General features: G+C 59.2%; 12 protein-coding genes and 1 pseudogene. 1 reads left to right on the top strand and 12 read right to left on the bottom strand.

Features of this window, described 5'->3' with window-relative positions; all coding sequences use genetic code 11:
• Positions 1–21 precede the first annotated feature (21 nt).
• From HMPREF3178_RS05530 to HMPREF3178_RS05505, 6 genes are all read right to left on the bottom strand, one after another.
• Positions 22–270 carry a hypothetical protein gene (locus tag HMPREF3178_RS05530; protein ID WP_017145868.1) on the bottom strand — a complete coding sequence of 83 codons (249 nt, stop codon included), beginning with the start codon at positions 268–270 and terminating at the stop codon, positions 22–24.
• Between the two features lie 10 nt (positions 271–280).
• Positions 281–1132: a PTS system mannose/fructose/sorbose family transporter subunit IID gene (locus HMPREF3178_RS05525; RefSeq protein ID WP_004113118.1), complete on the bottom strand. Its 852-nt coding sequence runs from the start codon at positions 1130–1132 to the stop codon at positions 281–283.
• On the bottom strand, positions 1129–1923 hold the full coding sequence (locus HMPREF3178_RS05520; RefSeq protein ID WP_017145869.1) for a PTS mannose/fructose/sorbose/N-acetylgalactosamine transporter subunit IIC: 795 nt from the start codon (positions 1921–1923) through the stop codon (positions 1129–1131). The genes HMPREF3178_RS05525 and HMPREF3178_RS05520 overlap by 4 nt, the downstream gene beginning before the upstream one ends.
• Positions 1924–1963: 40 nt before the next feature.
• Positions 1964–2434, bottom strand: coding sequence for a PTS sugar transporter subunit IIB (locus tag HMPREF3178_RS05515; protein WP_004102114.1), 471 nt, complete (start codon positions 2432–2434; stop codon positions 1964–1966).
• 11 nt (positions 2435–2445) lie between these two features.
• Positions 2446–2877 carry a PTS sugar transporter subunit IIA gene (locus tag HMPREF3178_RS05510; protein ID WP_004102113.1) on the bottom strand — a complete coding sequence of 144 codons (432 nt, stop codon included), beginning with the start codon at positions 2875–2877 and terminating at the stop codon, positions 2446–2448.
• A 208-nt stretch (positions 2878–3085) separates the two neighbouring features.
• Positions 3086–3937 carry a MurR/RpiR family transcriptional regulator gene (locus tag HMPREF3178_RS05505; protein WP_032704848.1) on the bottom strand — a complete coding sequence of 284 codons (852 nt, stop codon included), beginning with the start codon at positions 3935–3937 and terminating at the stop codon, positions 3086–3088.
• 122 nt (positions 3938–4059) lie between these two features.
• Between HMPREF3178_RS05505 and HMPREF3178_RS05500 the strand changes: the two genes are divergently transcribed.
• Complete coding sequence (locus HMPREF3178_RS05500) at positions 4060–4641, top strand: nucleotidyltransferase family protein (protein WP_017145871.1); 582 nt, start codon at positions 4060–4062, stop codon at positions 4639–4641.
• Between the two features lie 45 nt (positions 4642–4686).
• Here the strand turns inward: HMPREF3178_RS05500 and HMPREF3178_RS05495 are convergent, their stop codons facing one another.
• The 6 genes and pseudogenes from HMPREF3178_RS05495 to HMPREF3178_RS05470 all read right to left on the bottom strand — a co-directional run bounded on the left by HMPREF3178_RS05495 (position 4687) and on the right by HMPREF3178_RS05470 (position 25985).
• On the bottom strand, positions 4687–6708 hold the full coding sequence (locus HMPREF3178_RS05495) for a TonB-dependent receptor (RefSeq protein ID WP_070585054.1): 2022 nt from the start codon (positions 6706–6708) through the stop codon (positions 4687–4689).
• A 130-nt stretch (positions 6709–6838) separates the two neighbouring features.
• Positions 6839–8416 carry a (2,3-dihydroxybenzoyl)adenylate synthase gene (locus HMPREF3178_RS05490; protein WP_017145873.1) on the bottom strand — a complete coding sequence of 526 codons (1578 nt, stop codon included), beginning with the start codon at positions 8414–8416 and terminating at the stop codon, positions 6839–6841.
• A 3-nt stretch (positions 8417–8419) separates the two neighbouring features.
• Complete coding sequence (locus HMPREF3178_RS05485) at positions 8420–9223, bottom strand: thioesterase II family protein (protein ID WP_017145874.1); 804 nt, start codon at positions 9221–9223, stop codon at positions 8420–8422.
• Positions 9220–10317: a thiazolinyl imide reductase gene (locus tag HMPREF3178_RS05480; RefSeq protein WP_017145875.1), complete on the bottom strand. Its 1098-nt coding sequence runs from the start codon at positions 10315–10317 to the stop codon at positions 9220–9222. Before HMPREF3178_RS05480 ends, HMPREF3178_RS05485 begins: the two co-directional genes overlap by 4 nt.
• Positions 10314–19790, bottom strand: coding sequence for a yersiniabactin polyketide synthase HMWP1 (gene irp1 / locus HMPREF3178_RS05475; protein WP_017145876.1), 9477 nt, complete (start codon positions 19788–19790; stop codon positions 10314–10316). The genes HMPREF3178_RS05480 and irp1 overlap by 4 nt, the downstream gene beginning before the upstream one ends.
• Before the next feature lie 87 nt (positions 19791–19877).
• Positions 19878–25985, bottom strand: a pseudogene (locus HMPREF3178_RS05470) (non-ribosomal peptide synthetase).
• Positions 25986–26160 lie beyond the last annotated feature (175 nt).

Genomic DNA, 26160 nt, shown 5'->3' with positions numbered 1-26160 from the left:
CTTACCCGAAATCTGATTTATTCAACAAAGCCCAAACAACCATGAACTTTGCGCATGTTCCACGATAAAATAGATACGCTGCCGCGCCTGCAAAGGGTCATCAAAATATACCGGACCTGAGATACGATCGGTAATCAAGTTACGCTCGGCGGTGTGAATATCGCGGTCTCGCGTCCAGTAGAGCGTGGCGTTATCTAATGCTTTGGAAAAATGAATTTCAAGCTGCGTATGATTATGACGAATAACGGAAAACTGCGGTGTTTCATTCATACATCTTCCCTTAATTTAAAATTCCCAACATCGAACAAATGACGCCGATGCACATCATGCCGATGATGAGCGCGACGGTATGTTTGCCCTTAAATTTTTTGACGAGGAAAAAGATACCCAGCGCAAATAGCAGGGTCAGCAAGTTAGGAATAACTTTATCGAACATCTCCTGCACTTTTATCGACTGCTCGCCAACCGCAATAACCAGCGGAGTTGATATTTTTACGGTTGTCGCTATTAACGACCCCAGCACCATCACGCCGACCACGTTGGCGATGTTGGAGATACGCTGGATAATGTTCGAGTTTTTCGACTGCTCGATTAAGTCTACGCCCTTGTTATAGCCATAGTGGATAAAGAAATATTTTGAGCCGACGTTAACGATATTAAACAGGATGAACATCAGAAGAGGGCCAATAATATTGCCCTGAAGCGCAAAGGCCGCCCCGATACTGCCGCAGATTGGCAGCCAGGTAAATTTGAGTAAGCTATCCCCGAGACCGGCAAAGGGTCCCATCAGCCCGGCTTTTACCGACACCACGGCTTCTTTTTCTTCTTCCGAGGTTTTTTCCTCCAGCGCGGCGGTGACGCCAAGGATCAGCGCGCCGGTATTCACCTGTGAGTTGTAAAACTCAAGGTGGCGCTTCATGGCTTTAATGCGCGTTGCTTTATCGGCATCAGCGTAGAGTCGCTCAAGCACCGGAATCATGCAATGCGCAAAGCCGATGGTTTGTAACTTCTCATAGTTATAGGAAAAGGACATTGACTGGATATTCCAGAAAATACGGTTTAGATCCTGCTTAGTCAGTTTTTTGTCCTGGGTTGCGGTTTCGGCCACCCGATAAGAGGCGATATCGCTCATAAGTCATATCCTTCTTCAGTGTCGGTAGTGGACTGCTGCTCTTTTTCCGCAGGTGAACTCTCGGCCTTCTGACCATTGCTGTAGGCCATGTCATAGAGCACGGCAAAAGCCAGAGCGATAAAGGTAATGGGAATGATCGGCAGCTTCAGATAGGTGGTGAGCATGAAGCCAAGCAGGAAGAAGAACCACATCCGGCCTTTCAGCAGCATTAAGAGGAGGATACAGACGCCGATGGCCGGGATCATTTTGGCGGCAACGCTCATACCGGTCAGAATACTTTCCGGGATGGCGGCCAGAATCCGACCCACCAGGTCCCCGCCAAAATAGACGGCCAGGAAGCAGGGGACGGCGCGGATCAGAAACCACAGCGGCGTAGAGAAATAATGGACTTTCAGCAGCTTACCATAGTCACCCTCCTGAATGGACTTCTCCGCCCATACGTTCAGGAAACTGGCGAAAGAGCGCCAGATGATAAGAAGCTGTTGGCAGAGTATCGACACCGGGACGGCGAGGGCGATGCCCGCAGCGATACCGCCTTTGGAGGAAATGCCCAGAGCGACGCCGATGATTGATCCGGCAATAATGTCGGGCGCGGAATAGGCCCCGACGTTGCCGATCCCCATCCACATCAGCTCCAGCGTGGCGGCGATCGCCAGCCCCTGAACCGTATCGCCCATAATAATTCCAGCAACGGTTCCCGTCAGAAGCGGGCGACGCAGCATCTGCGGCCCGACGTCGTCCAGTGAGCAGATCCCTGCCCAGATGGCGACCAGAAAAGCTTCAATTAACATAGAGTATTCCCTGTTTTAAAAGGCGTCATACGCGCTGGCGTTAAATTAACGTTTGCAGATCAACTACCGGATCTTTGGGCACCATCTGTATTTCCACCGGTATATTCCTGGCTATTAGCGATTTAAAGGCTTGTTCTTCTTCCGGCGTTACCGCGACGGCGCGGGAAAGACTCTTTCTGCCTTCCTGCATTCGCATGCCGCCGACGTTGAGTTTGTCGATTTTCACCCCGTTTTCAACGAGCGTGTTTACATCAATACTGTTAGTGAACAGCAGCATGGTGCGTCTTTTAATTTCCGTTTTTTGCAGGATTTCGATAAATTTCTGCACGCCGAATACCTGTACCTTTAATTCGGGCGGCGCGGACATGGTTAAAACCGATTGCTGGATTTTGTCGCCAGCGACTTTATCGTTGATGATGAGCACTTGTTCGATATCGTGGTTTTTTACCCACGTGGTAATAACCTGGCCGTGAATCAGACGGTCATCAATTCTTGCGAGATTAATCGGCATATTTATTTCCCCTACAGATCAGTCGATTGTGTGTATTCAGCGTGTAACGTTTTTCCGACGTTAAAACAGCTACCCGGGAAAACGTCTTCAATAATTGTTGCAATCTCATCGCGCGGTAAATCACGATTGCTGAGCACTTCCAGCAGCGTCGGGATATTGAACCCGCAGAACAGCAGGATGTCGGGATAGGTCAAAAAGAGCTCGCTCGCCAGGTTGCATGGCGAACCGCCCATCATATCGACCAGTATCACCACGCCGTTTCCCTTATTGACCGAGAGATAGGTCTCGAGCAGCGTGGCGCGCACATCGCTGATATTGGCCTCAGGCTGCAGCGAAATCACCGACACGTTGCGCTGTTCACCGATAAGCATTTCCGCACAGGAAAGCGCCCCCTGGGCAAAAGGACCGTGGCTGACCAGAATGACAGGAATTTCAGTTTGCATACGTTCTCCCGGGCTGATGTTGAGTTACATTGTTACTATTTATTGTTTCGATATTAGTAATAGTATTACTTTAAGGTGAGGGAATACACAGGACAGAAGTCCCATTTATTCATTCTGCGAGGGTGATCACTCTTCAGTTATTCAGCGCCGTGTTGGGTTTACGACGCCGCAGGCACGGCAAGGGCAGGAGGCTGGAGCGCGTTATTCGTCAGGATTTGTGATTCTGATTGTAGAAACGCTGGGCGCGGTTTTGGGTTTGTTTCAGCAGGCGATCGTCGTATTGCTGAATAAAGAGATTCGTCACCAGCATATTGATAACCGAGAGCTGCGACATTTTTGAACGGATAGGGATCAGGCGAGATACGCTTTCGCTGGTGATGGTGTGTAACAGAACGGTAGCGAGAGCAGAGATGCGGCTTTGCCCCATTTTGGTGATAGCAATTGACGGAACGCCCAGCTGCTGAGCCATGGTCAGCAGCTTAACGCTTTCCAGGTTTTCGCCGGAATGGGAGAGAATAATCACCAGGTCATGCTCATCCAGCGTATTGACGATGCTGTACTGGATACTGTAATCCGCGTGACAGCTCACGTCTTTCTTTATTTTGATGAGCTGATACTCCAGCTCTTTACCGACGAGTCCGCTGCTGCCGGCACCGTAAATCACGATCTTATTACTCTTCCTGATCAGCGCTATCGCCAGCTCTAGCTGTTCGATATTCACGATGGCATGGGTCTCATCAATGGAGGATTTTTCAATCAGCTGGATTTTATGATTGACGCTCTCTACAGAGTCATCAAGATTGATATCCTCCTGTAAAACCTTGTCGTGCTGGGGATGACCAGAAGAGGTGATCAGATCAATTTTAAGATCGCTGAAACCCTGATAGCCGAGTTTGTGGCAGAGACGCAGGATGGTTGTGGTGCTGACATCATTCGCTTTGGCCAGGGTCTGAATGCTCATGCTTTTTAGCAGCGGCTTATTCGCCAGAATATAGTCGGCGACAAGACGCTCTTTGGCGGACAGATTGTTATTCACTTCTCTTAGCTTTAGATCAAGCACCTGGCCACCTTTAAGAGTGAGACGATAATTGTTCGCCATCATACAAGATAATCGGAAGGTTGATAACCACTCTGCCATCAGGCAGATTTGTCGCCAGGCAATCAGACGGCACCAGGCGAAGAATGAAATATCAGGACGAATTACAGAGATTATTATTCAGCGACCCGCTCAGAATGGAGGCGCTTTATGCCGTTCAGGCGCTCGAACTCAACGATGGCTGGATCGGTGCCGGCCTGGTCAGAGATGCGGTTTGGGATCATCTGCACGGATACGGTCAAAGGCCGGTTTCGGGTGATGTGGATGTTGTCTGGTTCGATCCGAAAAGCTGCAGTGCTGCCCACGATAACGCGCTGGAAGTGGGGCTTTGCCAACGGTCGCCCGCCTTTAACTGGTCGGTGAAGAATCAGGCCAGAATGCACCAGCGTAACGGTAATCAACCTTATCATTCAACGGAGAATGCGCTTAGCTACTGGCCTGAGACGGCGACGGCCATCGCGGTCAGAATAGGGCGCTCTGGCCTTATTGAGGTCATTGCGCCTTACGGACTCGACGATCTGTTTGAACGTCGCCTGCGGCCAACGCCGGAATTTGAGGGCGATAAGCTGAATATTTTCCGCCAGCGCGTGGCGGAAAAACGCTGGCTGGAACGCTATCCTGTTCTGCAGCTTATGCTCCCGACCGGAGGCGGTCAAACCCAGCGGTGAGTCAGCGGTGAAGGGGATGCGCTAATCGCCCCCCTCTATCGATTGTCAGAAGAAATCAATGCGCGTATTGATCCCCACGGTGCGGCCCATATTGACCTGCGCGACAGCGCTGCTGCCGTTCATATAGCCGTAGGTACGGTAACGGCGATCGAACAGATTATCGACATAGACGGAAATATTCATCCGTTCAGTCGCCTGCCAGCCCAGGCTGCTGTCGAGGGTGGCGTAAGTCCCTTGCCGCAGCTGGTTATCGCCATCGAAATAATGCGGTCCTACCAGATTCACCGCCAGTCGGGGCATCAGCGCCCCATAACGGGTATCAATCATGCCGTTCACGCTGCTCCCCGCGCCGTAACGCGGAACAAACGGCACCCGGTTGCCGTGATACAGCTCACTGTCATTGGTGAATTCGGAACGGATCATGTTGCCATTGATGTCCCATGACCAGCCGGGCGCAAACCGCCATTTTGCCTCAAGCTCAACGCCGGTGGCGTCGGCTCTCCCCGCGTTGCTTAAGGTCTGCATCCCGACCGGACCAGAGTAGAGCTGCATATCTTTGGTGTGGGTATAAAACGTCGCGGCTTGCAGCGTGACGTCGGCGGTCTCGTAGCGGGTGCCAATTTCGTAGTTGATGGATTTTTCCGCGCTGAACGGCCTGGCATCAAGGCCTGCGGTAGGCACGATATTATATCCGGAAGGTTTATATCCCTGCGCTACGCGGGTATACACCCGCCAGTCGTCGGTCAGCATATAGCCTGCGGAGAGCTGTCCGAGCACGTGGTCATCACTGCTTTTACCACGATCGCCAAAGGGGTTACCGAGCATACTGCCGTGATACTGCGTGCTGGCTTTATCATGTGAGAAACGCGCGCCGCCGCCGATGTCAAAACGATCGGTTAAATGCCAGGTCAGATCGCTGTAGGCGGCCAGCGTTTCGGCGGTGGTGTAGCCGGTGCTGCTTAAATAGGGCATTGTCGGCATATCGTAGGCTGAATTTAGCTTCTCCCGGGTATTCTGCCGGTACAATCCGAACACCATATCCACGGTCCGCGTCTCGCCGAGAGTCGCGGCGCGTAGCTCCTGCACATCCTGATTCCAGCGTTGGGGCATATTGACGATCAGTGAGCCGGAAGGAAAAGTGCGTGAATAATTCTGCTGCTGCCAGGCGCCGATCAGATTGAAAACCCAGTCCTCGGTGCTGTATTTCCCGCTGAGCGTCTGGCTCTCAGTGCAGCGCCGCATATACGGGTCCGGCGACCCCGGGTCGATCGACAGTTTACGGCTCTTAATATCATTCCATGCCACATAGGCATCCTGTGTCGCGCGAGTACATTCGCGCGAGGCGGCAAACCCCATTTCCCAGGGCTGCTCGTCCGGCGCCAGACGCAGTTTCACATTCCCTATGCTGGCGCGGGTGCCGCCTAAATCATCGCTTCCCGTCGCAGGGTTAATCATCTCGCCGTCATCAACCTGGCGTAACAGCGTTACGCTGCCATAGAGCAGACCATCCTGAAGAGGGCCGCTCAGGTTGAACTTGCTACGATAGCTGTCGCGGCTGCTGACGCCGCCTTCAATATAGCCGCGCGGGGTACTGTCCGGCTGCTGCGTGACGATGTTGATAATCCCGCCCTGAGCGCTTTTGCCATACAAGGTTCCCTGGGGACCCCGCAGCAGCTCCACGCTTTGCACATCGGTTAGCGCCTGGATGGTGTTAGTAGATAGCTGGGGAACCCCGTCGACATACAGGGTGACGGCAGGGTTATAGAAGTCCTGGGCAGAAGAGATGCCGCGAAGCGAGATCGTTGAAAAAAGCATATTGCCGCTATTTTCAATATTGAGTCCGGGCAACACTCGGGGGAGTTTGTCGCTGGCGGTAACGCCTGCGTCGCTTAACTCCGTCGCGCTGATAACGGTAGAAGAGACGTTATTGGCTGATGCCGAGCGGGAAGACTGTTTACTGGCGGTGACCACCAGCGTGGTTTCGTCTTGCTGTGCAGTCTGGGCATGAGCCATGCCCGGGAGCAGAAACCCTCCCACAATCAGAGGGTAAAACCGTGTCATTTTCATTGTTATGAGTCCCTGTAAAACGGCGAAACGCCAAAAATAGCCACAACGGTGAATTGAAAATGATAACTATTTCTAATTGTGCTGCTACCCGAAACGGGTTTATTTCCACCTGTTTCGGGTAGGGTTGCGCTTATTGTGACGTATGGCGACAACGCTCGGTGGCGAGCGCCGTCAGGCGTTTTTTATCTACCTTGCCGACGGCGGTGAGCGGCCAGTGGGTCAGAAGCTCAATTTGGTCCGGAATTTTCCACGCGCTGAGCCCCAGCTGGGTTAGCTGGTGACGCAACTGTTGATAGTCAAATGGCGTCTGCTGCGCGTTGATAAACGCGCAAATTCGCTCGCCAAGCAGCGTGTCCGGCGCGGCAACCACGGCGCAATCCTTTACCGCCTCCAGACGCATCAGCGCCGCTTCCACTTCCGCCGCGGCAATTTTCTCTCCGGCGCGGTTGATCTGCTCTTTTATGCGTCCCTCAACGTACAGGTTTCCCGCCTCATCGCGCCTGACATTATCGCCCGTACGGTAAAATCCTTGCGCGGTAAAGGCCCGGGCATTGTGCTCGGGAGCGCGATAATAGCCCGAAATCGTGTAAGGGCCGCGCGTTAATAACTGTCCGGTTTCGCCAGGCGCAACGTCGTTCTCTTCTTCGTCAACGACGCGAATTTCATCCAGGGGAGATAGCGGGCGCCCCTGGCTATGGAGAACGCTGACCAGCGGATCGTTGAGACGGGTAAAGCAAAGCAGCCCCTCCGCCATGCCGAATACCTGCTGCAGGGTGCAGTTAAAGGTGGCGATGATCTGCTCTGCCAGCGTCGGATCGAGGCGGGCGCCGCCCACCTGAATGACGCGCAGCGAAGAGAGATCGCTCTCTTCCCACTCTCTGGCCTGCGCCCAGAGCTGCGCCAGGGCCGGCACCAGCGCGACGTGCGTCGCCCGGCATTCGGCGATTAATGGCATCACCTCATCGCAGCTGGCGCTGTTGGTCAGCACCACCTTCCCGCCGCAGGCAAGCGTTCCCAGAATACCGGGACAGGCCAGCGGAAAATTATGCGCCACGGGAAGGACGGCGAGATATACGCTTTGGGCGTTGATGCCGCACAGTTCGGCAGAGGCGCTGAAGTTATAGCTATAGTCGGCGTGCCGTCGCGGAATAAGCTTTGGCGTCCCGGTGGTGCCGCCTGAAAGCAGCAGCAGCGCGGTGGCGGAAACCTCGGGCTGCCGCCACGCCTGAAGCTCGCCGCGCAGCGAGAACAGCGGCGTAAATTCGTCATCTGCGCATTGTTCGATGGTCAGAACATGACGCAAGCAGGCGTGTTTATGCATCATCTGGCGGCCCAGCCCTGCATGGTTTTCCCCGTGAATAAAATAAGCGACGGGTTGCGCCAGCGCGATCAGCGCGTCGATATCCAGCTCCCGCTGGGAGGGCATCGCCAGAACGGGGATCGCGCCGAGTCTTAACAAGGCGAACAACAGGATCACGAAGGCGTTGCCGTTTGGAAGCTGCACAATCACATGCTGTCCTGAACGCAACCCCAGCGAGTCTAACCCTGCGGCAAGCTGGTCGACCCGGACATCAAGCTCGCTGTAGCTTAGCGCGCCCCCGTCATCAACGAGCGCTGTTTGCGTGGAATAACGCGCCGCCCAGCAGCGCAGCTGTGCGGCAATAGGTAAGGGATACTGTTCAATCAGAGTGTTAAAAGAAGCGTGCATGCGTCACCTTTCAGAAGTACTGGACTGTTTTTGCACAGCGGTCAGCGTCGAAAATGCGTCGGGAAAATGGCGGACAATCTGCGTAAAGAAGGCGCGGGATTGTTGAATGGGATAGAAGTGATCGCCGTCGATTGTGACCGGCCCGGTAACGTGGGTCAGCCACTGACGCCAGGCGTCGACCTGCTGCCGGGAGGCTTCGCGGTCGCGGCTGCCGCATATGAGCAGCGCAGGCGTGCGCAGTGGCGAGGCGCGATCGGGCGAGTCGTAATGATAATGCTCGGTGGCGTAAAAATCGGCGCGCAGGAGGGGAAGAAACAGCGATATTAACTCCTCGTTTTCCCGCAGCTCAGGCGAACATCCGCCAATATCTATCAGCTCAGCGATAAAGTCGGCATCATCGCGATGGCTGAGTCGGCGTTCGGAATGGAGATGAGGAGCATGGCACCCCGAAATAATCAGGCCATGCGGCGCATGTCCTCGTTGCTCCAGAAGGCGACAGGTTTCAAACGCCACCTGCGCGCCCATACTGTGCCCGGCGAGCAGCAGCGGCGCCTCAGGAGATACGCTCTGTTGCAGTTCGTTCGCCAGCCGTACCGCCAGCGGCATAATGCTGTTGAGCGGCGTCAGATGGCGCAGGCGATCGCGTCCCGGCCAGGTTACCAGGGAAAGCGCGATGTCCGCCATAGGCTGCTCTCGCCAGCAGCGAAACGCGCTACTGCTGCCGCCCGCGAAGGGGCACATCACCAGATGCGCCGTACTGGCGCTGCGGGCGGGCCATAACGGAGTACACATGGCAGATTGCATCATCGGGACTCCTCATCGTGGCGGTAGAAAGCCGTTAACCGTTCATGACGCGGCGGCTTCAGGTGGCGGATCTCGGCATTGCCGGTCGCGCGTAAAATCTGCTGCCATAGGTACGACACCGCCAGCTGATGAGCGCCGTGGCAGGCGGCAGGCGCATTTTCGCCCGCCAGATGGCTGCGCAGCTGATGGAGTAATCTTCCGACGCCCTCAGGCCCGGCGGTTTCACAGCAATCACGCCAGCTCAGGGGCGCCGGGCTGCGCGTCTGACCCGGCGGGTCGCGCAGGATCTCCGGTCTGCGGTAGAGGCTGCGAGCATTCTCCTGATGTTCGGCGACAAACAGGCTGGATGACCAGATGACGGGGCCGTAGCTCGCCTCCAGCGAAAGATATCCTTCCGGCCATCCCAGCAGCAGACGGTGCATAATCAGGCTGTGCATATCCGGATCGTCAGGATCGAGATAGCGCTGAAGCAGCAGGCACGCCTCTCCCTCCGGCCAGTAGAGTCTCAGACAGTGAAAGTCGCTGAAGCTGCCGACCACTTCGCACGCCACGCTGGCGGCATCCACGCCCAGACCCAGCAGCAATAAATCGAGAGTGGAGTAGAGCAACTGCCGGCTGGTGGTGGCATGGACAATCGACGGCCCCCGATCCAGACAGCGACGTAACTGCTCCGCGTCCCTGAGCCACTCGCGACCGGCAAGCGCGTGCGGATAAAACGTATTGACCCAATAGCAACGCCCCTGTTCCTGCGCCAGCGCTTGTAATGAACGGACATCATCCGGGTGGAGGGGATGCTCCTGAATAACGTGCGCGCCGTGAGTTAAAAAGTGCCGGGCAAGCTGCGTTCCGCTCCCGCCGGCGACGGTCGAGCGCACGACGATACAGGCGATATCCGGCATCTCCTTTATCTGTTCGAGCGAGGTATACAGCGGGATACCAAACGCCTGGGCCAGCTCTTTTGCGCGCGGGCTTCCCTGGGCCAGCAGGCCAACCAGTTCGAGCCCCTCCTGGGGCTGCATAAAGGCGTTAAGGTACATTTCGCCGAATTTGGCGCCCACAATCAGTACGCGTTGTTTGTCGAAGGTGGACGGCATCATAAGGTGTTCTCCGGTTGCGTTGAGGTTGCGCCAAGCCAGCGCTGGATATGCTGCGAGCAAGCCTGAACGTGGGGGGGCTCCAGCATGATTTGCCAGTGACTGGCTTTAATCGCATAGCGGTCGGCGCGGTCCATCCAGGCCCGCCATTCGGTCTCCGCTGGCGTCCAGCGCGCGGGTCTCATTACGGCATGCAGGATGAGGCAGGGAAGCGCAACGGCTTCGCCCGGCGTATGCCCGGCCAGTAAACGCAGCAGATGCGCGATGTTGTCGATCCACGTTTCTGCCGCTTGCCGCGTCAGGTTTTGCGGCACCATTCCCGCCGTTCTGGAAAGGTCGATGAAGACGGCAAGCTGGCGGGCGGGCGTCAGCCGGTCAAAATGTTCCGGCAGCGCCAGCGGCGTATTCCCTTCGGCTAACAGCCGCAGCAGGGCCGTCCGGTTGGCGCAACGAAAATCCTGTCGACACACGGGATCGATTAACGCCAGCCGTACCTGCTCGCCTTTGGCGTACAGACGCTGCGCGGCGCCAGCTGCAAGAAAAGCGCCGTACGACCATCCCGCCAGCACATAGGGGCCGTGTGGCTGCTGGCGACGGATGGATGCGACATACTCATCGATCATCCGATCAAGCGTGGCAAAACGCTGCGGCGATTTTGCCTGCAGGCCGAATACGCGCCTGTCCAGCGCCCGGGCAAGCGGCAGCCAGGCGCTGATATCGCCGTCGGAAGCGTGGAAAATAAACAACGTTTCATCACCCGCGCCGTGGCAAATGAGCACAGGATTGTCCTCTGCCGACGAACAGGCCTGCAGATGGGCGCAGAAGTCGCTGAGCGTTGAATGGGTGAACAGATCCTGAAGGCTGGCGCTGGCAATTCCTCTGCGGTTCAGCTGCGCGACCATCCTTGTCGCCATCAGACTGTCGCCGCCCAGCGCAAAAAAGTCGTGATGTCTGGCCACGGGGCGAGAAAGTAGCGATTGCCAGAGTTCAGCGACCTGTTTTTCCAGCGTCGGATCGCCCCCGGCGACCGGGGTCGATTCGGCTGGGGCAATCTGCGCAACGGACGGGGTACGCAGCGGCGCAAGTAACGCTTCTTGTTGGCGAATCCGTAATGCGGGCAGGCCGGAGCCAAAACGCTGCTGCAGATAGCGTCTTACGGCTGCTTTATCCGGTCGATTCACGCCAGGCGAACGCGCGACCAGCAGATGCTGGCGCAGAGGCGAGGATTCCTGCGTCGGCCACGCCAGCTCGTTGACAAACCCGGCTTGCACAAGCACTTCCTGCCACGCCGAACGGGCGAGCATGGGTTTCTCATCCCGGCGGCGGAAATCACGGTATCCGCTCAATCCCTCGATAAAGCCGACGCTCGCCAGCTGAAATACGCTGTCTCGCTCCGTCGCCTCGACGATCAGCAAACGTCCGCCGGTTTTCAGCAGCAGCTTTAATCGGCGCAACGTCTGAACGATATGACTGGCGTCGTGAAGCACATTGACGGCAATAATCAGGTCGTATCCTTCTGCCGGATGGGCGGCGAAATCCAGCGGCTGGTTAATGTCGAATAAGGCGTAAGAAACCCGCGATTGATCGTGGAAACGGCTCCGGGCATCGTTGAGGAACTGCGTGGAGACATCGGTGAAATGGTATGAACGTCGCGTGCTTTGCGTGGCCTTCAGCACCGGCTCCGCGGTGGCTGCGGTTCCGGCGCCCACCTCGAGGATGCGTTCTGCGCCGCACAGGGCGGCAATCTGTGCGGTATAGCGATTCAGACAGGCACTGGCGGGGTTTTCGCGATACAGCGCGTCGGTTACGCGCAACGGCTCATTGAACAGCAGTTCCAGCGGCGAACACTGCCCGGAGAAAAGGTCGTCGTGGCGGGAAATAGAGGCGTCCAGATACTGCGCCAGCGCCTGACTCCATTGGGTTGGCGGGCAGGCATCCTGCGGCCCGGGGATCTCGCTGAACGCCATGCGGCTGCGCCAGCTATCCCCCTCGCGGGCCAACCATTCTCTTTCCGTCAAACACTGTAGCCACTGGCGCAGCAGCCGTCGCCGGGCCCCCTGCGCGGCCAGCGCCTGTACAATTTCGCTAAAGCGATGGGCGCTCTCCGGCGAGGTGAATAAACCATGGCGAGTCAGCGTGTCGGCGATCCCTCGTAGCGCACGCGCCTCCAGCCAGCGCCAGGTCGCGTCCAGTTCATCAAGTTGCGCCTGCTCAGGCAACGGCAGCGCCAGCGAGGCGAGATCGCGCTCAGCCGGGGCGAGCGCGGAGGGCGACGGCCCCTCGGCCATGACGATATCCAGCGTTAATGCGCCATTTTCGCTTAGTTCCACTCTGGCCCGCTGGATACCGGGATAGTCCAGCGTTGCCTGCTCAATATCCCGCAAATCGTAGTCCGTCTGCGCGTTGAGCGGCCAGCGGCGGCGCGGGTTCTGTTCGGCAATACCGCAGGCCATCGTCTGCAGGCTTTCAGGGCTGGCAATAGCGGCCTGCAGGATGGCGCAATAGTCTGTAAACATGGCTTGCGCTGTGCCCGGCTCCAGCACGTTATCCATGCAGTACCAGCTAAACGTTAACTCGCCATCGCTCTCCATGACCTGATGATCCAGCCAGACCTGTGGCGTTTGCGTGAACACATAGCAGGGTTCACCGAACAGGCGACTCATCGCCCGATCGATAGCCATGCCTTCCAGCGTCATTCCCAGCATGCTGGTAAACACCACCGGCATCAGCGGTTGATGCTGCGATCCGCGCAGGCGCCCCAGCTCGCGGATCACCTCGACGCCGTTCATTTCGCTGTGCGCCATGTTCTGCCACAGGCGCTGCTGGGTTCGTTGCATCTGCTCTTGCAGCGTCGCCGGCGCGGTGAAGTTAAAATCGACCAGCGTGACGGAGGTAAAATCACCAATCAACTGGTTAATTTGCGGATGAACCGGCTGGCGATTAAAGAAAGTCAGGTTCAGGGTAAATTCAGCGGTGCGGCTCCAGCGCTCGAGGGTGGCGGCAAACAGCGTGAGCAGCGCGGCAGAAGGGGTGAGCCCTTGCTGCTGCCAGCGCTGCTTAACGGCCTGCCACGCAGGCTTGCCGATCGTTGAGGTGAACGTGGTGAAGTGTGGAATTTCCGGCGGCGTCTCCACCACCGGCAGTTCCGGCGCCAGGGGTAATTGCGGTAGTTTTTCCTGCCAGTACTCCCAGGCATCGTGCCATGCCGCCGTCTGCCGGCGCGCCTGTTCAGCCATCACATAATCGCGAAAGGTGATATCGAGCGGCGCCAGCGTCTCTCCGCGCCAGGCCTGCGCCAGATCGTCCATCATAACTTTAAAACTCTGCACATCGAACTGCAGAAGATCGAGGTTCATGTGCAGGCGATAGCGACAATCGTCGATTTCGCTGACCACCAGTTCAAAAAGAGGCCACTGGTCGGCGGGTAAAACGCGATAGCTCAGTTCCTGCCGCCGTTTTTCCAGCGCCAGGCGCTGCTCCTGCGGGGAGAGCGCGCGCAGATCGTCGCGCGGGATGCGATACGTCGGGGTTGTCGCCAGAACGCGCTGTTGGCCGTCGGCATCCACCACCATTCGCAGCATATCGTGACGGGCAATAAGCTGGTTCCATGCTTTCTCCAGTAGGGAGAGGTCGAGTTCATCGTGGCGTTTATCCCACTCAAACAGCACGTGACAGGCAACGCCGCCATAACCAATAAGATGGGTTCTTCCCAGCCAGTAGGCGTGCTGAATCGGCGTCAGAGGGAAGGGGGCATAACGCTCATCGGCGTCGTGCCGTAACGCTTCCGGCTGCGAAGCGGCAGGCGTCTTCTCTGGTATAGAACAGATAAGCTGCGTGAGCCCGCGCGGCGACAGATCCTGCCACGCCCGTTCCGCATTGATGCGCACGCCCAGGTAGTGCTGAATATCGCTACTGAGCTCAAGGAAGAGCAGCGAATCCATGCCCAGCGGCAATAGATCCTGATTTGCCTGCAGCGATACCGGATCGCTTAGCCGTAACTGAACCGCGATGCGTTTTTTCAGCCATGTCATTACCGCCGTTTCATCGCTCAGGTTGCCGATAAAGACGTTGTCATCCGCAGGAGGGCTGACCGGCACTGCGGCTTTTTCTGCGGACCCGCTATGGAACAGGGCCTGTTGTAGCGGAGGCATGTTGTCGCTGAAAACACGCATCGCCAGCCGCCATGGAGCACCGCGCATCACTGCCTGTTCCAGATGCCAGCAGCCTTCGGCATTGCTTAACGCGCCCATGCCGCGGCTGGCCAGCGTCGCCAGCATTTCCGGCGTGGCCGCCCGACCGCTTTCCCCCCAGGCGCCCCAGGCAATGGTTATCGTTTTCGGAGTATCATCAGAAGTATGTTGCCGCGCCAGCCCGTCCAGATAGCCGCAGGCCAGCGCATGGGCGCTCTGACCCGGCGCGCCGAGGGCGGCGGCTGCGGAGGAGTAAAGAATAAGATAGCGTGCGTTGTGGTTGCTCAGGCTTTGCCGCAGCTGGTCTGCCGCCTGCGCTTTCACCGCGAAAACCGCGGCCAACTGGCGATCGTCCAGATCCTGCAGCGGCCCATCAGCCAATACGCCTGCGGCGTGGATCGCCCCGGCAATGCCGCCATCGCCCGCCAGCTTATCGAGAACCCTGGTCAGCTGTCGGGCGTTGCCAACATCACAACGGCAGACGCGGATTTGCACGCCCTCGATGTCGCCCGGCCAGGAGGCATCCACGCGCGGCGCCAGCAGGGCAATACGTTGCGCCCCTTTTTCCTTGAGCCAGTTAACGGCAAGGCGGCCCAATCCGCCAAACGCGCCGGTCACCAGATGCCAGCGGGTATCGCCAGCGAAGACATTTGCCGGAAGATCGGCGGCGCGCCCTGGATTCGGCGCCAGGGAGGGGAGCCAGAGGGCGTTGCCCCTTGCGGCGAGCCAGCGCTGAGAAAGGGAGACGGCGCTCAATCCCTGACGCAGCGTTTCCCATGGCGTGTTTTCGGCCAGATCGATGGCGGCAATCAAGCGTTCCGGCTGTTCATTGGCCGCGACGCGAAGCAAAGCCCACAGAGCGTGATGAGACGCGGCGAGCGCCTCATTCTCCTCAACCTGCCACGCGCGGCGAGTGATCGCAATCAATCCTCCGGCGCCGGTGGTCAGGGCCTCCTTCACTTGTTTCGCTAACGCCAGCGTCTGTTCGCTCTCCTCGACAATCATGAGCACCGAAGCGGCCTGCGGATCGTGAAGGATACCGCATTGCGCCAGCTCATTTTCGTGCGCAAGCGTACCGGCGCTGAAGCGAAATGCCAGTGGGCGGCCATCGCTGGCGGCGCTGAAGGGCGTCCAGCGCCATTGATAATGCGTCTGCGGCGCAGGAACAGGCGCGGCGGGAGCCAGCGGCAGCCACTCGCCATCAGGATGACGGGCTTCCACGCGCATCTCGCCGCGGGAAAAGGCGGCGTTTCGCCAGCTTAAGCGCACCTCCCCCAGCCACTGCGGGGGGCTGACCTGGGGCGGTTCCACGGGGGAATTGTCGCCGTGCCGTGCTGAGAGCCGCCGCCAGGCCTCCTGCCAGCGGGCGTTAAACCGTTCCGGCTGACCCGCGCAATCGGACCAGTCGGCGAGATCATCAGCATTATCCGGCAACGTCTGCCCCAGTGCGGATGCTGATGACGAGGATATCCCCTGACCGGGCAGCGTGGCGAGAATGATATGTTCGCTCATACCGGCGGTCGGGCTACCCTCCTGCGGTAGCCACGTCACTTTGCTGAATCCGGCACGGCGACACTGCTGCTGCCACTGTTGGGGGGTGAGGAAGAGCTCGCCTTCGCGGGCGTCGATATCCTGGAGCGGAAGCACCAGCGGGCCAAAAACGAAATCAAACAGACGCATTGGCTGGGTGATTTCGCGCATCAGCAGGCGTCCGCCCGGTTTGAGCAGAGGGCGCAGATTATCGAGCGTGCGGCCAATATGGCGAGTGGCGTGGATTACGTTCGCCGCCACGATAAGATCGTATGAGTTTGCCTGGAACCCCTGGGACTGCGCCTCTTTTTCGAGATCCAGTTCGTGGTAGCGCACAAAGCCATAGTCGGCGAATTTCTGCTGGGCGCGGCGGGTAAACAGGGCGGAGATATCGGTGAAGTGGTACTCCAGCGCCGGAACGCCGTTGAGTTCCGGCAGCAGCCACGCGGTGGTGCCGCCGGTACCGCCGCCGACTTCCAGGATTCGTAAAGGGCGCTGGGGCTGACGCGTCTGGACGAGACCGCGTAAGATACCGGCGGCGATTTGGTTGAAATAGCGGCCAAAGCTGAATTCCTGATAGAGGACCTCCACGCCGTCGGAGGCGCCCTGCGGGAAGATGATCGCCACCGGCTCTTCCTCGCCGCTCATCATTTCATACAGCCGTTCGCCGGCGCGGGCGATGGTCTCGGGAATAGCCTGAAAACCTTCACAATAGCCAGCAAGCTCCGCCAGCAGAGCTTCCCTCTGCTCATGTTCAATCGGGCGGGCGCGGAAATAACGCCCGTTAGCGTAGCGGTAGTCGCCGTCGGCCACGCAGTTATTCAGCAGGCGTTGAAGCAGCTGCTGGTAGCGCGGCAGCAGACGGCCTCGGCGCATAATGGTCATGGCGTCGACGCCGCTGGCAATGGCATCGTCCGCACAGCGTTGTACCAGCCGATCGACATAGATGGCGTGTAGCCGCGTGGCGCAGCGTTTAAGCGCTTCCAGCCGGGGAAGATCGAGCGCTGCCGCGGCGCGACTCGCCACCTCAGCGCCGGCGGACAGCACGACGTCGTCAGGCTCGCAGACGTTGGAAACGTGCTCTTTCCAGTAACGCTCGGTCGCGAACGGATAGCGTGGCGCAGAGATACGTTGCCCATTGCCCGCCAGTAAGTCTGCCCACGGCAGGGTGACGCCGGCGGCGTACAGCTGGAGCAGCGCCTGATTCAGGACAGCGCTCGCCTCCTGGTTACGGCGGGCGCTGGCTATCCAGTAAGCGTTATCCCGGTATTCGCGCTGTCCGGAGGTAATCAGCTGGGCATCGGGTCCCATCTCTATAAAAACGCGGGCGCCGAGCTTGTGCGCCGCCTGAATACTCTGGATAAAGCGCACCGGCTGGCGCATATGGCGGCGCCAGTAATCCGCCTGATTGAGCGTCGACGCATCTATGGCCCCGGCGGTGAGGGTGGAAATAAGCTGTAGCTGCCCGGGCTCTGCGTGCAGCCCGGCGCAGGCGTCCTGAAAACGATCGAGTATCGGCTCCAGTAAGGCGGAGTGCGCCGCGCCGGAAACGCTCAGGCGACGATAGCTGATATCACGCTGCGAAAGCGCGGCGCAAAATTCCGCAATACGGGCTTCCGGCCCGGAAAAGACCGTATGCCGGGTGCCGTTGTTGGCCGCCAGATCCAGCTCAAACTGGCGGGCCAGCGGCATCAGCGCCTCTTCTTGCGCGAACACCGCCACCATCGCGCCGTTTGCGCACAGCTGCATCAGCGCCCCGCGGCGGCAAACCAGCGGCATAACCTGTTCAATCGTATAGTGTCCGCAGACCACGGCGGCGGCAAATTCGCCCACCGAGTGACCGATGGCGTAATCCGGCTGCAATCCCTCGGCGCGCCAGTGCGCCGCCATGGCGATTTCAAAGGCAACGATGGCCGGCTGCGCCCAGGTCATCTCCTCCAGCTGCGCCGAGTCGGGATTAAACATCGCGTCGCGCAGGGAGGGCGTGAGCATTTCACGACAGGCGGAAAAACAGCGTTCAAGCGTGTCGGCAAACACCTTCGAACGCTGGCACATGGCGTGGCCCATGGTCCGCCAGTGCGAGCCCTGCCCGGTAAACAGCCACACCTGCTTACCGCTGACGCCGTGGCCGCTATAAACCGGCGCCCCGGCCTGTTCTCCAGCCCAGGCGCTAAGGGCAGCGGCGGTATCATCATTTAATGCCGTCGCCAGACGAAAGGGGAGATCGAGACGGCGGGCGCGCAAAGCCGTGAAGGCCAGATTACTGGCATCCGCGTTTTCCCTCAGCGCCCGAGCATAGTCCGTAGCCAGCTGCCGCAACGCGGTGTCGCTGGCGGCGCTGAGCAGCAGCGCGGTGCTCCTGCTACCGTCATCCGCACCAGGCAACGGTAATTTGAGCTCATCGGGCAGCGAGGCGACGATCATGTGGCAGTTTGTGCCGCCAATGCCAAAGGAGGAGACGCCCGCGTAGCGTATTTCGTCCTGCCACGTCTGGGCCGTCACCGGTACGGTGAACGGGCTTTCGTCGAGCTTGAGCGCCGGGTTTGGCGTGGCAAAATTTAGCATCGGCGGAATTTGTCCGCAGTTGACCGCGAGGATGGTTTTCAGCAACCCGGCAATCCCGGCCGCCGTATCCAGATGGCCAACATTGCTTTTTACCGAACCGAGCGCGCAGCGCTGATGCGGCGGGCGGGGCGCATAAACGTTGCGCAGCGCTTCAATTTCAATCGCGTCTCCCAGCGGCGTGCCGGTACCGTGGGTTTCAATGTAGCCAATCTGTCTGTCATCGATCGCCGCCAGCATTAACGCCTCTTCGATGACCGCTTGCTGTCCTGCCACCGACGGCGCGGTATAACCCACTTTTCGGCTACCGTCGTTGTTGACCGCGCTGGAGAGGATCACGGCAATAATCGGATCCTCTGACAGCAGCGCATCTCTCAGGCGGCGCAGTACCACGCAGCCGAGACCGTTGCCGGCCCAGGTGCCTTCTGCCGAGGCGTCAAAAGGGCGACAGTGGCCATCGGGAGAGAAAATCATCCCGGGCTGGTAGCGGTAGCCCGCCTGCTGGGGGAAAGAGAGCGCCACGCCGCCGGCCACCGCCATATCGGACTCCCCCGCGCGCAAACTTTCGCAGGCCAGATGCACCGCAACCAGCGAACTGGAGCAGGCGGTCTGTACCGATAGCGCCGGGCCGTGCAGATTGAGCTTATACGCGGCGCGGGTGGCAATATAGTCCTTATCATTACCCATCAGCGACTGCAGACCCTTGACCTGCGCGACTTCCGTGACGTTCAGGGCTTCGCGGCCGGGATAGGTGCTCATCCGGGAAGAGGCGAAAACGCCGGTCTTGTGGGGGACGGCGCCGGGGGCATAGCCGGCATGCTCCAGCGCATGCCAGACCGCCTGCAAAAACAGCCGCTGCTGCGGATCGATAGATTCGGCTTCTTGCCGCGAGTAGCCAAACAGGGCGGCGTCGAAGCAGTCGGCGTTGTCTAAAACCGTCCCGATATTGACGTAATGAGGATCGTCAATCACCGCGGCATCCAGACCGGCGGCCAGCAGCGCCTCGCGGGTAAAGCGCCTGCTGCATTCACGGCCTTCCAGCACGTTTTGCCAGAACGTTTCGCCATCGGGCGCTTCAGGAAAATGGCAGGCGTAGCCGATCACCGCGACAGGTTCGCAGTCCGGGTAGCGTTCAGCGATCGATGCATCAATGGAATCTGCTGTCGGCGCAGAAGAGAAGCGCAAGTTATCCATAATCGGTCTCGTTTCCTAAGAGTCACAAAGTCAATGGCACGCCGCGCTTGCGCGACGGCGTCCCGGAAAAAATCAGTTTGGTTCGCGCTAAATCCGCCGCTGGCGTCGGCGAACCGGGCGAGAGCGTGTGGCTTTCTCCTCCATCGCGACGCCGGTAAGGTATTCGGCCAGAGCGGCTGGAGAGGAGTGGGTAAAGAGATCAAGCAGCGTCAGCGTGGAAAATTCGTGACGTTGTAACAAAACGTGCAGCTGCACCAGATTCAGCGACGTGGCGCCCGCCTCAAAAAAGTTATCCGCGGGCATAATCGATTCGCCCACCACCTCGCGAAAGGCGTCGCAAATCAGACGGACAGTGCTCTCGTCCGCCGCCACGCCGGACACCGGGCGCTCAGGGCAGCCGCGCGGAGCGGGCGCGGGGCTTTGTTCCGCGAGTTTAACGGGGGGAACCAGCGCGGCGAGCGGCAGCTGCCAGCAGCTCTCTTCCTCGGCCATCCGATTGAGCAATTCGCCATACTGGGCAAACTGTCGCTCCACCTGTTCGGCAGGAAACAGGGCGGCGACAAAATCCCAGTTAAAGCGCAATTCACCTTCGGACTCATAAACCTGGTGATCGAGCCAGACCTGCGGCGTCTGCGAGATACCCCAGACCGGTTTGAGTAAATTGCGCCGGGCGAGGAAATTATCCTGCGCGAAGCCGAGCGCGCTGGTGAAGACGACCGGCATGGTCACGGCGGGCAGATTTTGCCGTTGCGCCAGCTGACGCATCACGCGGATGGCGGATACATCGCGATAATTGAGGCTCTGGCTCAGGCGCTGCTGCAGTCGCTGCGCGCTGTGCAGCCAGTTGTCGCCAGGCAGCCAGCTCAGCAGCATCAGCGAGGTGAAGTCGCCCAGAATCTGGTTGATTTGCGGATGCACCGGACGGCGGTCGAAAAGCGTCAGGTTAAGCGTGAAGTCAGGCCGCGCGCTCCATGCCGAGAGCACCGTCGACCATACCGATAAGAGTAAGGCCGACGGGGTAAGGTGGGCTTCAGCCGCCCGCTGTTTCAATCTGCGCCAGCGCGCGCTGTCCATGGCCCCGTTCAGGCGCGCAAAGCGCGGCGTCGCAACGTCCTGAGGCAAGCAGCGCAGCGGCAGCGCCGGCGCCGGAGGGATATCGTCCAGCTGAGTCTGCCACCAGGCCAGGGAGTCTGGGTCTGGCGCCCGCAGCGCGGGTTGCTGCAGATAATCCCTGAAAGTGACGGGGAGCGGCGGCGGCAGCTGTTGCGGATAGCGATAGCCGTTTTCCAGCTCCGCCAGCAGGATCTGCATGCTTAGCCCGTCAAGCAACAGGTTATCCAGGCACAGCCAGAGTCGGGCGGGCATCCCGTCGACGTATCCGACCTGGAGATCGAATACCGGCCAGATTTCGGGGTTGAGTACCTGATGCGCCAGTTTTTCACGTAGCCGCAGCGCCTCGTCTGGCGTTGGGCAAACGTGCGCGGGTATGATCCAGGGGGGAGTCTGTTCGAGAACCTGCAGCTGTCCATCGTGAACAACGGCGCGCAGCATATCGTGGCGGACGATTAAACGATTCCAGACCCTCTCCAGCCGGCGGATATCCAGATCGGCAACCTCAAATTCAACGAAGAAGTGGGAGCCTACGCCGCCCAGGGCAAACCCCGGCTGCCGTCCGACCAGGTAGGCCTGCTGCACGTCGGTAAGCGCGAACGGCTGGTAGCGATCTTCAGGATAGTGGGTGAATGGCTGTTCGACCGGGAGGTCGGTTTTACGCAGGGTAGCGGCAAAATCCGCCAGTCGGGGATGATTAAACAGATCGCTTAATTGCGCGGTATAACCCGCCTGATGGAGCTGTCCGGTCAGACGGGTGGCCAGCAGGCTGTCGCCGCCTTGCTGGAAAAAGTCGGTCTCCCGAGTGACGGTGCCGATCGACAACAGCTGCTGCCAGATGGCGGCCACGCATGTTTCCGTATCGCCCTGAGGTAAATCCGCTTCGGCCAGTGTTTCCGCCTCAGGGGTATGGCGACGGGTCAGCGCCTGATAGTCAATTTTTCCGTTAGCGGTCAGCGGGAAAGCGTCAAGGAAGTGGATCCGTTGCGGCACCATCCACCCGGGCAAGCGTTCGGCAAGGGCGGCCTGTAGTTTACGCGGGTCCCGGCGCATCTGGCTGGCCGGGCACTGGACGTGGAAGCGTTGTAATCCGCCGATTTCATCGCCATGCTGACAGCTGAAGTCGGCGGCGCTGAATATTGTTGCCCACGCTGCGCTGTTATGCAGTAAAGTCTCCGGTTGTCCAGCGGTTAACAGAAGCGTGCTGAGCAGGGCAGACGGCGTCAACTGGCGAAACTCCATGACGTAGAGCAGCGCTCCGGGGACGGCGAGCCGTTGTAAGGTCGTAAGGAGTCCGGGATCTTCTGGCAGCAGACGATGCAGGGCATTATTCAGCCAGACAATGTCCGCCGAATGCGCGTGCGCCGCCAGCGTCTCCGCATTCCAGAGGGCCAGACGGGCATCAGGCCATGGGGCAAGCCGCTGTCTGGCGCTCAGCAGCAGCTCCTGGCTATGTTCAAGCCCGACATACTCAACCTCGCCAGCGTTGAGGCGGGACAACAGGCACTCTGCGGCGCGGGCGGTGCGGACACCCACCTCCAGCAGGCGTACCGGGCGCTGTAAACGTCGGGAAAGCTGTTGGCACATTGTCGCCAGCTCCTCGATATACAAGGCGCTGGCCGGATGGTCGAAAGCCAGACTTTCCGGCGACCACCGCGCATCGTTCAGTAATGACAGTTCGTGGCGCGCGCCGCGAAGAATCTGCATTAAGGTGAGGTCATGCCCGCTGAACGAAGGATGGCGCTTTTCCGGCGCTTCTGCCGCGCAGACCTGCTAACCCTCAGCGGCGGGCTGCAGCCGCTGTTGAGCCGCAAGAAAGGCTAACCAGCGTTCCATCACGGCCTGCCAGCGCGGCTGGATAGCGAGCGAATCGATCAGGGAGAGCGGATCGACGTCAGAGGCGTGGCCCGGATGCAGTTTTAACAGGCGATACTGCAGAAAATCAGCGACCTGAGCGGCGGAGATTTCTGGCGGGCAGGCGCAGCAGGGCAGCGTTCCTGCCAGGGTACGCCATTCCTGCGGCAGCAACGGATCGCGATGATGGGGAACGCAAAAAGCCTCCCCCTGAGGAACAACCCAGGCCGCCAGGGTCTTCTCTTTCTCCCCGATCGCCTGAACGGTGGCTTGTTTCACGCCCGCCACCTGGCCGAGCGCGCTCTCAATTTCGCCCAGCTCGATGCGATATCCCCCGACCTTGACCTGCTTATCGCGGCGGCCGAGGAACTCTAAGGTACCGTCTGGCCAGTAGCAGCCGAGATCGCCGGTGCGATACCAGCGCTCGCCCGATTGCGTCAAAAACTGCTGCTCGCTGCGTAGGGGATCGTTGAAATAGCCTTCAGCGACCCCGAGGCCGCCAATCCACAATTCGCCGGGCACCCAGTCGGGGCAGTCCCGGCCCCGCTCATCGACTACCCGGTAGCGCTGGTTAGCCAGCGGAAAACCGTAGGGGATGGCGCGCCAGTGCTCAGGAACCTCTCTGACCTCGCAGACGTTAGACCAGATAGACGCCTCGGTGGCGCCGCCCATAGCGATAAACTGCCCTTGCGGCCGATAGGCCCGAAAGCGGGCGGGAAGATCGAGACCGATCCAGTCGCCGGAAAGCATTACCGCGCGCAGATTTGCCGGCGCAGCATCGGCAAAACCCTCGCACCAGGTCAGCAGCATATCGAATAGCGCCGGGACGCTGTTCCAGAGCGTGACCTGATGGCGTTGGATCAGTTCACACCACGCGCGGGGATCGCGCCGTTGCTCTTCCATCACCATAACCAGCGCGCCGCCGGCGCTCAGGACACCAAAAATGTCATATACCGATAAATCAAAATGCAGGCCGGACAGCGCCAGCACCCTGTCGCCTGGACCTACGTGATAGCGGTTATTGATATCGCAACAGGTGTTGAGCGCTCCCCGGTGAGAAATGACCACGCCTTTCGGTGTGCCGGTAGAACCGGAGGTGTAGAGAATGTAGGCCGGTTGTGTCGGTGCGCGAACCACCGGGTTGCCGATCGGTTCATCCTCAATGGCCTGCTGCCAGGCAAGCAGGGGAACATCGTCTGACCACGCGCTGGCGTCGTGCTGGCAAATGAGCACCAGCCGAACGCTGGCGTCAGCATAGATTTTCTTGCGCCGCGCGGCGGGCTGGTCCAGCGAAACCGGAACGTAGACCGCCCCGGCCAGCAGTACGGCCAGCACCGCAACCAGCTGTCCCGCGCCTTTTGACATGCCGATCGCCACATTGTCGCCCGGCTGCACCCCGCACGCGATTAACCTGCCGGCGCAACGGCGGGCAAAGTCCGTCAGTTCACGGTAGTTCCACTGATAATGAGCATCTGTGACCGCCAGTGCCTCCGGCTGCTGGAGGGCGATGCGGAAAATGCCTTCATGCAGCAGTCCTGCGAGAATGGGCGCGTCGGTCGCGTTGACCCGCTGGCGAATCGCGCGCTGCCTGGCGGGCAGGGTATCCGGGAACGGTTTTTGCCATGCGCTGTCATCTTCGCAGAGCTGGTTAAACAGCTGGCAGTAGGCCGCGAACAACGTCGCTACTAATGCCGGAGGGAACAGGGCGTCATTGCTGTCCCATTGCAGCCAGACCTCGCCTTGATGTTCGAAGGCCAGATGATCTATCCACACCTGCGGCGTCTGCGAGATGCCCCAGTCCGGCTCGCCCAAAGGCGGTTCCGCGCGGCTGCTGTAAAGAGAGTGTCCCAGATTGCTGGTAAATACCACCGGGGCGCCGTGGGGATAGCGTTGCTGGCGTTTGAGCTCCCGGAGGAGTTCGACGCCGGACCAGTGACGATGCTCCCAGTCTTCGGTAAAGGTCAGCTGATTCTTCTGCGCGAGGCCGCTGACGGTATCGCCGTCGCAGGCGGTATCCAGCAGCAGAATATTGGTGAAGTCGGCAAGCATAGCGCTAACCGCCGGGTGCAGCGGTTGGCGGTCGAATAACGTTACGTTGAGCAGCAGCCGCGTCAGGCCGCTCCAGCGAGCCAGGACGGCGGAAAAACAGGTTGCCAGCGCCATTGTCGGGGTGACGCCGTACTCACCGGCCCGTTGGCTGAACGCATGCCACTGTTTGGCCGGGACAATCATGCGGCGTCGGGTATTACGGACTTCACGTAGCGCGGAGGGGTCGCAGGCCAGCGGCAAGTGCGGCGCAGGAGGAAGCGCAGGCGCTTTCGCCAGCCAGTACGCGCGGGCTTCGTCTCGCAGCGGTTGATGCACCTTCTGCTGGTGCAGCAAATAGGAGCGGAAATCATAGCGGGGGTCGATAGCCGGCAGCGATTCGCCCGCCAGCAGAGCATTAAGCTCATCGAAGAAGAGCGTAAAGCTGGAGGCATCCATAATCAGCAGGTCAATATTGACATGGAGGCAGTGGCGATTATCGGGCAACAGCGTCAGCTGAAAATCAAACGTTTCGCCGATCTCCACGCGTAAAAGGCGGTGGCTCAGGCGCTGGCGCAGGGCGTCCAGATAGACCTGGCGGCTGGCGGCGTCGTTCTGGCGCAAATCATGAACCGTCACGCCGTTCCAGTAAGGTTGCTTTAACCAGACCTGCTGTCCGTCGGTGCGAAAGGCGATATGCAGCATCGGGTGGCGCTGCATCAGGATCGCGATGGCCTGTTCCAGCTTTTCCGCCGTCAGAGAATAGCCGGCAAACTCCTGATACAGATGGCAGCCCACGCCGCCGAGGGGCTGTCCAGGCATTCGCCCCGTCAGGTAGGCATGCTGGACCGGCGTCAGAGGGAAGGGGGTACCCTCGGTCATGGTCGGCCAGACGCTTTCACCGGATGCCGTTTCCTCCGCCGGTTTCTCCGGCGAACGGCTGCGCATCAGCTGGCGCCACCCGCCCAGCGTGGGGGCGGCATACAGTTCGCGCAGGGTCACGCGGTAGCCCCTTTTACGAAACCAGTCTAACCATCTCATCAATCTGATTGAATCCAGGCCCGCCTGGATCAAATTGCACGCTTCATGTAGCTGCTGCGGCGTTAAATTTAGCTCCTGCGTGAGCCGCTCGCGTAATTGTTGATAATCAGCCGCGTTGCCGTTGTCCGGTAACCGCGGTTTCTGAGATGGTGCGCCAGAAATCATTCTTCCTCCTGATGGCACGTCTTAGCGGAAAATACTCCTTACATGAGAATAATAATTATTAACATTTGAGTGCTACCCGAAACGGGTCTATTTATGCCCGTTTCGGGTTAATCACTGGAGGAAAGCACTGAGGCCCGGAGGGGGGTTCCGGGCCGCTGACGGGGAGGGGTCAATC

This window comes from Klebsiella sp. HMSC09D12, assembly GCF_001808475.1.
In the GTDB taxonomy this organism is placed as follows: domain Bacteria; phylum Pseudomonadota; class Gammaproteobacteria; order Enterobacterales; family Enterobacteriaceae; genus Klebsiella; species Klebsiella oxytoca.
This window is presented reverse-complemented; position numbering and strand designations above follow the sequence as displayed.